The organism is Paradesertivirga mongoliensis, from assembly GCF_024436395.1.
Taxonomy (GTDB): Bacteria; Bacteroidota; Bacteroidia; order Sphingobacteriales; family Sphingobacteriaceae; genus Paradesertivirga; species Paradesertivirga mongoliensis.
On the sequence record NZ_JAFMZO010000003.1, the window covers coordinates 473,971 to 488,154 of the forward strand.

The window sequence follows — 14,184 nt, forward strand, 5'->3', positions numbered from 1 at the left end:
ACTCTTACAAAATAAAATCCGATAATAATATTTCAATTGAATGGTAGAAATTAATGAATTGAACGACAAGCTTGTCTCAGAGCTTCGTGAGATTGCACGTTCGTTCGGCGTAGAGAACGCCGACGGTTTACGTAAACCAGATTTAATCACTAAAATCATAGAGCAAAAAGAACTCATTGAGGCTGCTCGTCAAAATACTCCGACTTCGGAAACACCTCAGGGCGAGGAAGAAAAACCACGCAAAAGGATCAGAACGCTGCGCTCAAAAGCTGATGCTCCAGAACGTCCGGTGCCTAATACCAGGGAAGATTCTCCTGTCCTGGAATTTCCTGAGCCTGATGAGGAAGCTTTCGTTCCGGCAGAGGAATCTTCTGCTGAAGAGGGTAGTTCGCAAACTGAAGATTCTCAAGCAGCCAGAGAGCCGAAGACCGAGAGGTTCCAGAAATTTGAGAAACCAAGAGCAAACAATGGCAATGTACAGCCCAGGGGCGAAAGTAAATCCGCTGAGCCAGCTCCTGCTACTAATCTCGATTTCGACAATGTAATAGCGAATGAGGGAGTTCTTGAAATCATGCCGGATGGATATGGTTTCCTGCGTTCTTCGGATTATAATTACCTCACCTCACCGGATGATATTTATGTTTCTCAATCTCAAATTAAGCTGTTTGGTTTAAAAACCGGCGATACGGTAAGAGGAAGCATCAGACCTCCTAAAGAAGGTGAGAAATATTTTCCTTTAGTTAGAGTTGAAGCCATCAACGGTCGTATCCCGGCCGAGGTTAGAGACAGGGTTCCGTTTGATTATCTAACCCCGCTGTTTCCTTCCGAGAAATTAAACCTCTTTATGGATGCCAGCAATCAGTCTACACGGATTATGGACCTTTTCACCCCCATCGGTAAAGGCCAGCGTGGACTAATTGTAGCTCAACCAAAAACAGGTAAAACCATCTTACTAAAAGATGTAGCGAACGCAATTGCGAAAAACCATCCTGAAGTCTACCTTATCATTCTTTTGATTGATGAGCGCCCTGAAGAAGTAACAGACATGGCCAGAAGTGTTCGTGCAGAAGTTGTTTCGTCTACTTTCGACGAACCGGCAGAGCGCCATGTAAAAATAGCCAATATCGTTCTTGAAAAAGCTAAACGTATGGTTGAATGCGGGCACGATGTAGTAATCCTTCTTGATTCTATCACCCGTTTGGCCAGAGCATATAATACTGTTGCACCTGCTTCTGGTAAAATTTTATCAGGTGGTGTGGATGCAAATGCTTTACACAAACCTAAACGTTTCTTTGGTGCCGCACGTAACATTGAAGATGGCGGTTCTTTAACTATTCTGGCGACAGCCTTGATTGATACCGGTTCTAAAATGGATGAGGTTATCTTTGAAGAATTTAAGGGTACGGGTAATATGGAGCTTCAGCTTGACCGGAAGCTATCCAACAAACGTATCTTCCCGGCTATCGACATTACTGCTTCAAGTACCAGAAGAGATGATTTACTAAGCGACAAAGACACCCTACAGCGTATTTGGATTCTTCGCAACCACCTGGCAGACATGAACTCTCAGGAGGCCATGGAGTTTTTACTAGGGCAGATGAGAGGTACAAAAACTAACGAGGAATTCCTCATTTCGATGAATTCATAAATAGCAAAACAGCGGCGGAGGTAAATTTGCCGCTGTTTTGTTTTCTTCACTATGAGAAAGCACATCCCTAATGCTATCACTTGTTTAAACCTGTTGTCAGGATGTATTGGTATCGTTTTAGCATTCAATGAAAATCTCATTGGTGCTTCGTATGCGATAGCAATTGCGGCCGGATTAGACTTTCTTGATGGCTATATCGCCAGACTCCTTAAAGCATTTTCCGAATTAGGAAAACAGTTAGATTCGCTTGCCGATATAGTAAGTTTTGGCGTTTTGCCCTCGGTTATTGTTTACCAGCTATTCTTACAGGCGCCACAGTTGGGCATGCTGAGTAACTATATAAATTACTCGGCATTCATCATTGCTGTGTTTTCTGCCCTCCGTCTTGCTAAATTCAATATCGACACCAGGCAGGAAGAGAATTTTCTCGGCCTTCCCACTCCGGCAAATGCATTGCTGATCGCTTCGTTACCTCTTATTATTTCAGGAGATAATTTTTTTCTGAGAGATTATATTTTGAATGCCTTTTTCCTCTTCATATTCAGCTTAGGAATGAGCATTTTGCTGGTGATGGAAATCCCTTTAATGTCGTTAAAGTTTAAAAGCCTAAGTTTCAACGACAACGTTTACCGCTACATTTTAATAATTCTGACAGTGCTTTTGATCCTGATTTTTAAATTTGTGGCCGTTCCGGTAGTTATTTTTTTATATATCCTTTTATCAATAATTCAATTTCGAGTAGTGCGATGAGATTCATTGAAGAAATGAACGTTATGCTCTAAAAGACATCCGAAATGAAGGATAGGTAATTTTACCCTGGAAATTGATGCAGAGTCTGAAACGACTGCCCGTAAAAAGGCCGATACCGGCTGTAAGAAATTCCCGGCAAATTTGATTATAGAAAGCTACGAGTTTTAGAAGCAGCAGGCTCAGAGACTACCCTGCAAATCCGCCTTTACTTTTTCAAGACCGCCGTAAAGCAATTCGCAAACTGCCTTTACTTCTGCGAAATCTTCAGCAATTGTATCCAGATCGCTCTCTGTACGCGCACGGCTTTCTATTGAAGCCATTTGCTCCTTAGCATGATTTACACCCATAAATGCTAGTGTCGGCTTTATTTTGTGGGCAACATCTCCAACTGTTTTCCAGTCTTTAGCGGCAATAGCAGTTATAATCTGATCGGTATATTCGGGTGTTTGCTCGATAAAGATGTCAATCATATCGATCATAAACTCTGCGTCTCCCCCAGCAATCTCATTTAAATAAGTTAAATCTATCTGCAGGTTGTTTGGATCTAAATCTTGTGGCATAAGAGTAAAGTTAATAGTATTTTGTTAATTTCTTCACAGACAAATCATCTGTCAGATCATCTAATAATTGGGCGATAGTTTTATTCAAATTTGGATGTTTAAAATCCGCCGCTATCTCTGCAAGAGGCATCAATACAAACCGCCTTTCCTGTAATAATTTATGCGGTATGGTTAATTCGGGTGTATTAATGACATCTGAACCGTAAAATAAAATATCTATATCAATAGTTCTCGGCCCCCATTTGGTGCCGCGCTCCCTTCCCAATTTATTCTCTATACTCCAAATCGCCTCTAAAAGTTTCATTGGAGACATATTTGAATCGATACAAACTGCTTGGTTAATAAAATCGGGCTGTTCTGTATTGCCCCATGCACGACTTTCGTAATGCGACGACTGCCTGTGTACCCTTCCGATAAGCTCACTAATTGATCGAACGGCCTCAGAGAGGTATTTTTCTCTATCTCCCAAGTTACTTCCGAGAAGTAAAAATATATCTTGCATAAACACAATAGCCCTGTAACGTTTCAAATATATTCATATCTAATTGTATACTTGTATGATTATAGAATTGAAGAGATGAAAGAATTTTTTAAGATGGTTTTTGCCTCGATACTGGGCGTGTTTGTATCGTTTTTTGTAATTTTTCTCTTATTGATAGTGTTTTTAGCGGCGATAATTGCATCTGTTGACAATGAAAAGGTAAAGGTGCATGCCAACTCGGTTATTCATATGTCGCTCGACCACCCGATTCAGGAACGTTCGTCAAAGAATCCATTCGATCAGTTGGATTTTGCGGGATTCGACAATAAAGCAATTGGGTTGAACGATATCCTGGCTAGCCTGAAACGCGCTAAAACAGATGAAAAAATAAAAGGGATTTACCTCGATTTAAGCTCCGTACAAGCCGGGATGGCAACTTCAGAGGAGATCAGAAATGCCTTAATCGACTTCAAAAAATCGGGAAAATTCGTTCTGGCTTACAGTGAAGTTTATTCGCAAGGGGCATATTATTTAGCTTCCGTTGCTGATAAGATTTATCTGAATCCAGAAGGCCTCCTTGAATTTAAGGGTCTGGGGACAGAGCTTGCATTTTTCAAAGGCTCTTTAGATAAACTCGAAATCGAAGCACAAATCATAAAAGTCGGTACCTACAAAAGTGCGGTAGAGCCTTTTATCCTGGAAAAAATGAGCGATGCCAACCGGCAGCAGGTAACGTCCTTCCTCGGTTCGATGTATGATCATTTCCTTAATTCGGTTTCTTCAAGCCGGAAAATCCCGAAAGACTCTCTGTTCGCAATAGCCAACCAATTAAAAGTACAGCAAGCCGCAGATGCGGTAAAATACAAGCTTGCCGATGGATTAAGATACAAAGACCAGATTATCGACGAGTTAAAGTCCAGAACCGGAATTGAAAAAGACAAAGACATAAAAATTGTGTCGCTGGTAGATTACAGCAAGAATAAAACCTCAGACGATTCGGAAGCCGAAAACAGAATTGCGGTTGTTTACGCCAATGGCGAGATAATTGGAGGAGAAGGCGATAACGAGACTATTGGTTCTGAGCGGATTTCAAAAGCAATAAGAGACGCGCGTACCAATAAAAAAGTAAAGGCGGTTGTGTTGCGGATCAATTCGCCAGGAGGAAGTGCCCTTGCCTCAGACGTTATCTGGAGGGAAGTAGTTCTGACCAAAAAAGTGAAGCCTGTTATCGTCTCGATGGGTGATGTAGCTGCTTCAGGGGGATATTATATTGCTTGCGGTGCCGATTCCATTTTTGCCCAACCCAATACAATTACAGGCTCGATTGGTGTATTCGGGATAATACCGAATATGCAAAAGTTCTTCAATAACAAGTTGGGGATCACTTTCGACCGGGTAAAAACCGGTGAATTTGCAGATCTGGGATCGATCTCGCGTCCTCTTACCGAGGGCGAACGTTTAATTATTCAAAACGAGGTAAATCGTATTTACAATACCTTTACTAAAAGGGTTTCCGATGGCCGTAAAAAGCCACAATCATATGTAGACAGTATCGGGCAGGGCCGGGTATGGAGCGGAACTGAAGCCTTAAAAATCGGCTTGGTAGACAAACTCGGTAATATTGATGCGGCTATCCGGTCTGCAGCGAAAATGGCGAAGCTAACTGATTACAAACTGGTTGATTATCCGGCTCAGAAAGATCCTTTTGAATCCATTTTCGATACATCGGAGGATAAATTGAAAGACTATTTTGCCAAAAAAGAAATGGGAGAGCAATATCAGTATTTCGAGCAGCTGAAATCAGCTTTAAAGTTTACCGGGATACAGGCCAGACTGCCTTATACGATTTCTGTAAAATAACTACTTAAAAGGCGTCAGAGACAAGCCTCTGACGCTTGATCGACAAAGCGCTATGGACGCTTTTCTTTTTTTTCGGTCCGGTTAAACCATCCTTTTATTTTATCAATGAATCCGCCCGAACGTTTTTTCTTTTCTTCGCCAATTAAAAATCCGTAAGGCTTCAAGGCTTCAACATTGTCAAATACAATTTTAGTTATCCCCAGCAAGGGGATAGCCAGTACCATTCCGGGGATTCCCCACAGCTCTTCGCCAAGTATCAGCACAAGAATAGTGAACAGCGGGTTTATATTAACCTCCCCGCCCACAACCAATGGCTCAATAATGTATGTTTGTATAAACTGAACAAGAGCATAGGTTATCGCAACGCCTATTGCCACTGTGGTACCACCCTGACTAAGAGCCATTATAAAAGTAATACCAGAACCGGTGAGATTACCCACAAACGGAACAATTTCGAGAACACCGCATAGAACCGCAAAAAATACGGCATTCGGTACACCTGCAACAGAAAAACCTATTCCATACAAAATCCAGAGCAACACAATCATCATAAACATCCCCGTAAGGTACTTATGGGCTACCTGACCACAATCATTTATAATCTTATTTGTTTTTTCGTGTTCATCTGCCGGTGTTAATTTCATCACAAACGTCCGTAAATGGGTGCGGAAGTAGATAAACAGAAAGGTATAAACTAATACCAGAATAATATCGACTAAAACCCCCATCACTCCCGACACCATTTTTGAGGCGCTGCCTTGCCCGGACTGCTGCTGTTGTTGAATTATCTTTTCCTGCTCCGCATGTGGTATTCCAAGCTTTTGATTAAAAAAACCTTTTAACTGCTCAATAGCCTGGGTAAGTTTTTGTTCGAGCTGCGAAAAGTCCTTCGCCAGATCGCTGATTTGCCATACCAGCAACGCTATGATTCCTGACACGGAAAGAATAAAAACAAGGAGACAAACGACAGCGGAAAAACCCCGGCTTAATCCCCGCCCCTCCAAACGTCGGCCTAGCGGAACCAGAAGCATGGAGATGATACCCGCAAACGCTATCGGGATTAAGAAGGTGCGGGCATAATACAATCCTGCAATCACTAGAAACACCAGCAGCAGGACCTGAAGAGCTTTCGATATAGTTAATTTACTTCTCAATACATGACCAACAAACCGACCTCGCGAAAGTTTTTAACCTGATATTGCCAATGGGTTTCACGGGGAGATAATTTCGGCTGCTAACAGAAATTTGCCTGAACAGGTAATCCATAATATAGCTATTTTTACAGTTCACAATGGAAAACAAAACCATAGCCAGAACACTAAGGCTGCTGAGCCAGCTGATAGAATTGCATGACGGAAATGCTTTTAAGGTAAAAACGTTGGCCAGCGCCGCCTATACCATCGGCAAACTTCCATTTTCGCTTGCAAATAAATCGCTTGCCGAATTGGAGCAGATAAGCGCAATAGGAAAAAGCACTGCTTCAAAAGTTTGGGAGCTCGTTCAAACGCGGACAATCGGGGAACTGGAAGAGTTATATGAAAAAACGCCCCGCGGAGTTATCGAAATAATGGGAATTAAAGGTCTGGGTCCGAAAAAGGTGCTTACCATCTGGAAGGATATGGAGATTGAAGATATCGGCGAACTCCTTTATGCATGTAATGAAAACCGGCTGATTGAAGCAAAAGGCTTCGGTGCGAAAACGCAGGAAGAGATTAAAAAAGCCATTGAATTTAAGATGGCGAGCAACGGTCGGTATTTATACGCCCAGGTTGAAGAATATGCCGAATATCTGCTAAAAAGGCTAAAAGAAGTGATCACTAATACACAAATATCATTTACTGGCGATTATCGCAGGAAATGTGAGATTATTGACGGCCTGGACATTCTGATAGGCGCACCTCTCTCTCCTCAAATTGAAAAGAGCATTAGCGAAGTTTCAACACTCGAAGTGGTGGACGTTAAAGAGCGCCGCATCGAGGCAGAAAACACATCCGGTATAAAAGTATACTTCAATTTTTGCCAGGATGAGCAGTTTCCAGCGGAGCTGGCTTTTCAAACAGGTACTGAAGCACATATTGAAGAATTACAAAAACGTTTAGGCAATGTTGCAGTCAAAGCTTCTTCAGAAGCCGAAATCTATGCCATGGCTAAGCTGCCTTTTATAGAACCTGAGTTGCGAGAAGGCCGCAACGAATTTGCTTTGGCCGATGCCGGAAAGCTGCCTGCGCTACTGCAATGGAAAGACTTAAAGGGCTCTCTGCATAACCATAGCACCTGGAGCGATGGCGTAAATACCCTGGAAGAAATGGCTGTATTTTGCAGAGACGAGCTCAAGCTTGAATACTTAGGCATCAGCGACCACTCTAAATCGGCTTTTTACGCAAAAGGCTTGTATGAAGAAGGGGTGTTAGCCCAGCACGAAGAAATAGATGCTTTAAATAAAAAACTGAACGGCTTTAAAATTTTTAAAGGCATCGAGTCGGATATCTTATTCGACGGCTCGCTGGACTATGCGCCCGAGATCTTAGCCACCTTCGATTTTGTGGTTGCATCTATTCATTCGGTTTTTAAAATGACCGAAGAAAAGGCAACCAGCCGTTTAATTACCGCCATAGAGAGTCCGTATACTACCATTCTCGGTCACCCAAGCGGACGCCTTTTGCTGAGCAGAAACGGCTACCCGGTGGACTTTAAAAAAGTAATTGATGCTTGTGCAGCTAATGGCGTGGTAATTGAGATTAATGCAAATCCCCTGCGTCTCGATATGGACTGGCGATGGCATCAATACGCACTGGAAAAGGGTGTGATGCTTTCGGTTAACCCGGATGCGCATAGTAACAACGGCTTTTATGATATGCATTTCGGATTGCTGGCTGCCCGCAAAGGCGGTGTTTCTGCCGACAAATGTCTCAATGCCTTAAACCTGCAGGAAATAAACACCTACTTTCAAAAAAGAAAACTTTGAAGATCTTAATAATCCGCTTCAGTTCTATCGGAGATATCGTTCTAACAACCCCTGTAATACGCTGCCTGAAACAGCAAATAGATGGTGCAGAAATCCACTATCTGACAAAAAAATCTTTTGCTTCAATTTTAGACAGCAATCCGTACGTCGATAAGTTACATCTGCTTAGCGGTACACTTTCAACTACCATTAAAGAACTTGAAGCCGAGAACTTCGATTACATCATCGACCTTCACAATAACCTAAGAACCCGGCTGATTAAACTGCAGTTAGATGTGAAAGCCCGGTCGTTTGATAAGCTTAATCTAAAAAAGTTCCTGCTTGTTAATTTTAAGGTAAATATCCTTCCCGTAAAACATATTGTGGACCGCTATCTGGATACTGTAGCGTTTTTGGATGTTAAAAATGATGGACAAGGCCTCGACTATTTCTTTTCCGGTCAACACGAACTGGAATCCCTGCTTCCAGATACTCATCAAAAATATATCGGATTGGTGATCGGAGCGCAACACGCCACAAAGCGTTTACCGGTTCATAAACTTATCGAAATTTGTAAAACATTATCGCAACCTGTAGTACTGCTGGGTGGAAAAGAAGATGCTGCACGTGGCGAAGAAATTCGCCAGGGCTCGCCTCATAATGTATTCAATGGCTGTGGCAAATATAGTCTGGAACAATCTGCTGTTCTTGTGAAGAACGCTCAACAAATAATCTCTCATGATACCGGATTAATGCACATAGCGGCGGCTTTCGATAAGCCCATAATTTCGGTATGGGGAAATACTGTTCCCGAATTTGGGATGTACCCTTACAAGGTGTCCCGGCATCAGATGCTGGAGGTTAAAGGTTTAAAATGCAGACCATGCTCAAAGATAGGTTACGAGAAATGCCCATTGGGACACTTTAAATGCATGAATGAGCAAAGAACAGACTCGATCACTATTATAGATAGATCTGACAACTAACATTATTCACATGGCAACTAACTCCTTCTGATGAAAAAGCTTGTACTATTGACCGGACTGATACTGATTGCGGCTTCTCTGTTTGCTCAAAACGAATACAACGCGGAGTTCATTGAGAAAAAAAACAGAATTGGATTTAAACTCGGATACCATTTTTCGGGTCAGGATTATAAAATTGATAATTCCAGGCAAAGTACCTCATCTTTAAGTTCTTTTCATATAACTGCATTGACCGACATTGCTCTTAGTGAAAGGATTTATCTTCAGCCGGGTATATCGCTCCTGCAAAAAGGAGCCATCTTAGACAGAGCGCTGGATATGGTTGAAATAAGTCCTCTATATCTCGAAGTTCCACTTAATGCTTTACTAAAAGTTAAAATAGGAAAAGGAAAAGGAAAACTGTTTGCAGGCGGTGGCCCCTACGGTGCATTAGGGATAAAAGGAAGTTATACCATTAATAACAAGTCGTCTAATAATACTACCACTTATCGGATAAATTATGGTTCTGACGAAACACATGATATGGAAAAATTAGACTTTGGGATGAGCGTTTTAGCCGGCTATGAGCTGGATGGAAACTTGAGTTTAGGCGTTACTTACAGCAGAAGCCTGTCGAATCTATCGCCACGTCCATCAGAGATGATGAAAAATAAAGTATTAGCTTTTTCTATAGGAATCACTCTTTAAATTTTTGATCTCCCCGAATTCTAAAAAATAAACTTACATTCGGGCCGATTTATCACAAATAAAAATCAACATGAAAAAACTCTTATTAACAGCTGCCTTATTAGTAAGCACTACGTTTTTGTTCTCACAAACTAAGTTTGGAGTAAAAGCGGGTGTAAATTTTGCAAACCAGGAATTCAAATCAGAGGGGGCCAGTTTCACTCCATCGTCCTTAACATCCTTCCACTTACATGGCTTGATTGATCACCCGTTGAGTCCAACTCTCTCTTTACAGCCGGCACTAGGAATTTCCGGTAAAGGTTTCCGATTAGATGCAGGCGGTGTTGACGCGGATATGAGCTTCCTGTATCTCGACATTCCAGTGAATGTAGTTGCTAAATTCCCAGTTCCGGCGCTCGGCAAGTTTTTCGTAGGCGCTGGACCTTATTTTGCTTACGGCATATCTGCCAAAGCAAAAGGAGATATTGAGAATGATGAAGATATTTTCTCGGATGAAGGATATAAAAGAGGTGATTTGGGACTTAATTTCCTTGGCGGGGTTGAGCTAAGTCAGGGGCTGCTATTAAACGTAAACTACGGCTTAGGGCTGGCTAACATCTCCAACGCATCCGAAGAGGATGGAGACATATCCGTAAAAAATAAAGTATTCTCAATTTCTTTGGGATTTTTATTCTAAAATAAAATACGTTTATTTGAAAAGAGGCATCATTAAAATGCCTCTTTTTTTTATTACTGGAAATGAAACAGTTATTATTAGTTCGCCATGCCAAATCCGATTGGAGCAGTAACGCCAAATCCGATTTCGACCGTCCCTTAAACAAAAGAGGCCATAGAGACGCGCCCGAAATGGCCGAACGGTTACTAACCCAACATCTCATTCCACAGCTTATTGTGAGCAGCCCGGCAGTGCGAGCCCTCACCACAGCAAAATATTTCGCAGATACATTGGGGATTGATGAAACTCAGATTGAATTAGAACCTGCAATCTATGAAGCCTCGGCTGCTGCGCTACTGAAAGTGATTAACAACCTAGATAGTTCGTATGATTTTGTAGCGATGTTTGGTCATAATCCCGGCATGACAAATCTGGCGATCAATCTTTGTGATACTGCGGTTTACGATATGCCAACCTGCGGAATGATCCTGATAGAATTTCCGTTTGATGATTGGAAGCTGATAAGTCAGGATACCGGCTCGGAAAAACTGTATGATTTCCCTAAGAACGAAAACGATTAAACCAGTTTATAGATCTTCCCGGGTAGAGCGACAATAATCCCCTGCATTTCAAGCCCTAAAATAGTAATAGACAATTTACTCTGAGGCAATTGAGTCTGCAAAGCAAGGTCATCTACACCGGTGGGGCCGTTATTCGTTAATACGTCGGCTATTTTCTTTTCCGCACCCGATAAGTTCAAAGGAAAGCTTAGTTGAACTTTCTCCTCCTTTACTTCCGGACCTGACCAACCCAGTAAGTATTCCAAATCTTTTGCGCTTGTTATAAGGTTTGCACGATTGGTTTTTATCAGGAAATTGCAACCAGCCGAGAACTTTTCATTTATATTTCCCGGAAACGAGAAAACGTCTCTATTATATGAATTAGCAAGTTCTGCAGTAATAAGTGCGCCCCCGGTGAGGCTGGCTTCGACAATGATCGTAGCATCGGCCATTCCGGCAACAATGCGGTTTCTTTTCGGAAAGTTTTCACGGTCAGGAACTGTTTGCGAAGGAAACTCGGTAAGAAGGCCTCCACTGCTCACCATTTTTTCGGCTAGTGAGCGATGCTGGGCAGGATAAATTCTGTCGAGCCCGTGACCTACAACACCAACCGTAGGAATACCTTGTTTCAAACATGCCTTATGAGCCATCGCATCGATCCCATAGGCAAGACCACTTACCACCAAAACATTATGCTTAACAAGTTCCTCTACGAGTGCATTTGTAAGTTCCCGGCCATAGGATGTAGCATTTCTGGTGCCCACTATACTTACTACTCTGGTACTGTTTAAATCAGCATTACCTTTATAATACAGTAAAGTGGGCGCATCAAAACATGTCCTGAGCCGTTTGGGATAATCTTGGTCGGTATAAAAAAATGTCCGAATCTTGTATTTCTCTACAAAATCGAGCTCTTGTTCTACCCGCTCAAAAAAGTCATGCTGTAAAATACTGGCAGCGGTTTTCTCTCCAATTCCGGGTATCGCCAGCAACTGAGATTTCTTCGCCTTAAACAAATCTTCTGCAGTTCCGAAGTGCTTTAACAATAGCCGTGCATTAACAGACCCAACTCCGGGAATGAGGGTTAAAGCAATTTGATGAAAGAGCGACATTTTATTTTTTTAATTGATTTACAAACAGTTACAATAAAACTATAAAAATAGTTTGCAAACTATTTTTATAGTTCATACCTTCATATTAAGCAAACTATAAAAATAGTTCAGGTAGGGTTTCAGTCATGAAAGATAAAAGTAAAAAACATATTAAAGAATTAACTAAGGCGGAAGAACAGGTGATGAGAATTCTATGGAAGTTAAAAGAATCGATAGTTAAAGACATCATTGAAGAGATGCCCGAGCCGAAGCCTGCATATAATACGGTATCAACCGTGATCCGGGTGTTAGAAACAAAAGGTTTTGTAGATCACAAAGCTTATGGCGGCTCGCATGTCTACTTCCCGATCGTGGAAGAAAAAGAATACAAGAGCTTCGCCTTTGATAAAATATTCACTAACTATTTCGATAACTCTTACGAACACCTTGTATCCTTTCTGGTAAACGAAAAGAAGATGGATATTCAGGAGCTTGATGAGCTCACCAAGCTGGTTGAACAACTAAAAAACAAAAAGTCATGAGCATATTTTATTATTTTATCGAAGCAAATGCATACTTGATAATCTTCTATGCATTCTATAAAGTTCTGCTTCAAAAAGAGACTTTTTATTCGCTAAACAGATTCTACCTGCTTACAGGTACCGCCTTATCATTTTTGCTACCCTTTATCGATCTAAGTGCTGTACGGGGCGTTATACCGGTGCAGACGTATACTGCCGCGACAGCATTATCTGCCGAGAGTACTGGCGTAGATTTTTGGGAAATAGCTTTTTATTTTTATTCGACGATAGTATTCGGACTTCTTTTACGTCTGGCTAGCCAGATTTATGGTATTTCGAGGCTGGTAAAATCAGGTGAGGTGATTGCCTACGGCAGATTCAAAGAGGTGCAGATTCGGGCAAAGAATCTTCCGTTCTCATTCTTCCATTACCTGTTCATAAATCCCGAACAGCATGACCAAAATACAATAAGGAAACATGAACTGGTACATATTTGCCAACGGCATTCACTTGACATTTTGTTCATTGAACTTGTTCAAATTACAAACTGGTTTAATCCGGTAATCGCACTCCTCAAAACTGATATCAAGGCAATTCATGAGTTTATTGCAGATGAGATCGTGTCTAAAGATGAGCTTGGAGCCCCAGATTATGCTATGTTCCTGATTCAAAACTCCTACGGCAGCAATCTGCCGCATCTAAGTAATCAAATGTTTAATCAATCACTATTAAAGAGTAGAATTATGAAACTCGGTCAAAAAAAATCGGGAGACACAGCCAGGCTGAAATACGGTCTCCTATCCTTACTGATACCTTGTATGCTGGGTGTCTCGGCATTTTCAATCAGTAAGCCTTACGGGATATTTGATTTAATGCCTGCAGAAACAGCGTATCAGGACACGGTGAAAAAGACTGCTATCAATACCAGTTCTCCGTCGAAAATATCTTCAGCGAAAAAGAATCCGGTCAAAGTTATGCCCAAGCCTACGATAAAAAATGTAAAGTTCCCACCTCCCAGAGTCGTGAAGAGTAAGCCAGTTGAAGGGCGAAAAGTGACAAAAGCAGTAACCGGCGACCAAATTAAAGAGGTGAGAGTTGATGAGCGGATTAAAGAAGTTCGAATCAACGAGCCAATCAAAGAGGTGAGAATAATCGAAGTTGGTGAGCCGCAACCGAAGGAACTGGCCCCACCTCCGCCCCCACCCGTAGAACCAGATAGGCCAAAATCATCTGTAACTATTCGTTCAAACCGAAAAAGCGTACCCCCGCCGCCGCCCCCAGTTATGAACATACGCTTAAACAAGGACATTCCGCCACCTCCTCCGGTAGACCCAAAGTCAAAAAGCTTTAAGGGAACTCCGACGAAAGAACAGAATAAATCTGAAACGATTCAAGCTGCTCCTGTTCAATAAGAGTTAGCGCTTGTTTTAAAAAAGCGAAC

The 14,184-nt window shown here is 41.8% G+C and carries 15 protein-coding genes; 11 read left to right on the top strand and 4 right to left on the bottom strand.

Annotated features, from left to right (window positions below):
• Positions 1-40: 40 nt before the first annotated feature.
• The 3 genes from rho to J3P43_RS13245 all read left to right on the top strand — a co-directional run bounded on the left by rho (position 41) and on the right by J3P43_RS13245 (position 2,566).
• Positions 41-1,648, top strand: coding sequence for a transcription termination factor Rho (rho, locus tag J3P43_RS13235; protein ID WP_255903151.1), 1,608 nt, complete (start codon positions 41-43; stop codon positions 1,646-1,648).
• 51 nt (positions 1,649-1,699) lie between these two features.
• On the top strand, positions 1,700-2,398 hold the full coding sequence (gene pssA, locus J3P43_RS13240) for a CDP-diacylglycerol--serine O-phosphatidyltransferase (RefSeq protein WP_255903153.1): 699 nt from the start codon (positions 1,700-1,702) through the stop codon (positions 2,396-2,398).
• 72 nt (positions 2,399-2,470) lie between these two features.
• Positions 2,471-2,566, top strand: coding sequence for a phosphoribosylformylglycinamidine synthase subunit PurS (locus J3P43_RS13245; protein WP_255904035.1), 96 nt, complete (start codon positions 2,471-2,473; stop codon positions 2,564-2,566).
• Positions 2,567-2,577: 11 nt separating this feature from the next.
• Here J3P43_RS13245 and J3P43_RS13250 read toward each other — a convergent pair whose 3' ends face one another.
• A complete protein-coding gene (locus J3P43_RS13250) occupies positions 2,578-2,958 on the bottom strand; it encodes an Hpt domain-containing protein (protein WP_255903155.1) in 381 nt (126 codons plus the stop codon).
• 10 nt (positions 2,959-2,968) lie between these two features.
• Positions 2,969-3,460: a 2-amino-4-hydroxy-6-hydroxymethyldihydropteridine diphosphokinase gene (gene folK, locus J3P43_RS13255; protein WP_255903157.1), complete on the bottom strand. Its 492-nt coding sequence runs from the start codon at positions 3,458-3,460 to the stop codon at positions 2,969-2,971.
• Between the two features lie 75 nt (positions 3,461-3,535).
• On the opposite strand from folK, the gene sppA reads away from it, so the two are divergent.
• Entirely contained in the window at positions 3,536-5,299 is a 1,764-nt protein-coding gene (gene sppA, locus J3P43_RS13260; RefSeq protein WP_255903160.1) for a signal peptide peptidase SppA, read from the top strand.
• 50 nt (positions 5,300-5,349) lie between these two features.
• Here the strand turns inward: sppA and J3P43_RS13265 are convergent, their stop codons facing one another.
• Positions 5,350-6,453, bottom strand: a complete 1,104-nt coding sequence (locus J3P43_RS13265) for an AI-2E family transporter (protein WP_255903162.1) — start codon at positions 6,451-6,453, stop codon at positions 5,350-5,352.
• A 137-nt stretch (positions 6,454-6,590) separates the two neighbouring features.
• On the opposite strand from J3P43_RS13265, the gene J3P43_RS13270 reads away from it, so the two are divergent.
• The 5 genes from J3P43_RS13270 to J3P43_RS13290 all read left to right on the top strand — a co-directional run bounded on the left by J3P43_RS13270 (position 6,591) and on the right by J3P43_RS13290 (position 11,152).
• On the top strand, positions 6,591-8,264 hold the full coding sequence (locus J3P43_RS13270) for a DNA polymerase/3'-5' exonuclease PolX (protein WP_255903164.1): 1,674 nt from the start codon (positions 6,591-6,593) through the stop codon (positions 8,262-8,264).
• A complete protein-coding gene (locus J3P43_RS13275; protein ID WP_255903166.1) occupies positions 8,261-9,229 on the top strand; it encodes a glycosyltransferase family 9 protein in 969 nt (322 codons plus the stop codon). The genes J3P43_RS13270 and J3P43_RS13275 overlap by 4 nt, the downstream gene beginning before the upstream one ends.
• Positions 9,230-9,259: 30 nt before the next feature.
• The gene (locus tag J3P43_RS13280; RefSeq protein WP_255903168.1) at positions 9,260-9,916 is read left to right on the top strand and encodes a porin family protein; all 657 of its coding nucleotides are present in this window, start codon (positions 9,260-9,262) and stop codon (positions 9,914-9,916) included.
• 70 nt (positions 9,917-9,986) lie between these two features.
• Positions 9,987-10,592: a porin family protein gene (locus J3P43_RS13285; protein WP_255903170.1), complete on the top strand. Its 606-nt coding sequence runs from the start codon at positions 9,987-9,989 to the stop codon at positions 10,590-10,592.
• Positions 10,593-10,654: 62 nt separating this feature from the next.
• Entirely contained in the window at positions 10,655-11,152 is a 498-nt protein-coding gene (locus tag J3P43_RS13290; protein ID WP_255903172.1) for a SixA phosphatase family protein, read from the top strand.
• On the opposite strand, the gene dprA is transcribed toward J3P43_RS13290, so the two are convergent.
• On the bottom strand, positions 11,149-12,243 hold the full coding sequence (gene dprA, locus J3P43_RS13295; protein ID WP_255903174.1) for a DNA-processing protein DprA: 1,095 nt from the start codon (positions 12,241-12,243) through the stop codon (positions 11,149-11,151). The two genes, J3P43_RS13290 and dprA, sit on opposite strands and share 4 nt — an antisense overlap.
• Positions 12,244-12,368: 125 nt before the next feature.
• Between dprA and J3P43_RS13300 the strand changes: the two genes are divergently transcribed.
• Together J3P43_RS13300 and J3P43_RS13305 are read left to right on the top strand one after the other, a co-directional pair.
• Positions 12,369-12,764, top strand: coding sequence for a BlaI/MecI/CopY family transcriptional regulator (locus J3P43_RS13300; RefSeq protein WP_255903176.1), 396 nt, complete (start codon positions 12,369-12,371; stop codon positions 12,762-12,764).
• Complete coding sequence (locus tag J3P43_RS13305; protein WP_255903178.1) at positions 12,761-14,155, top strand: M56 family metallopeptidase; 1,395 nt, start codon at positions 12,761-12,763, stop codon at positions 14,153-14,155. The genes J3P43_RS13300 and J3P43_RS13305 overlap by 4 nt, the downstream gene beginning before the upstream one ends.
• Positions 14,156-14,184: the final 29 nt, after the last annotated feature.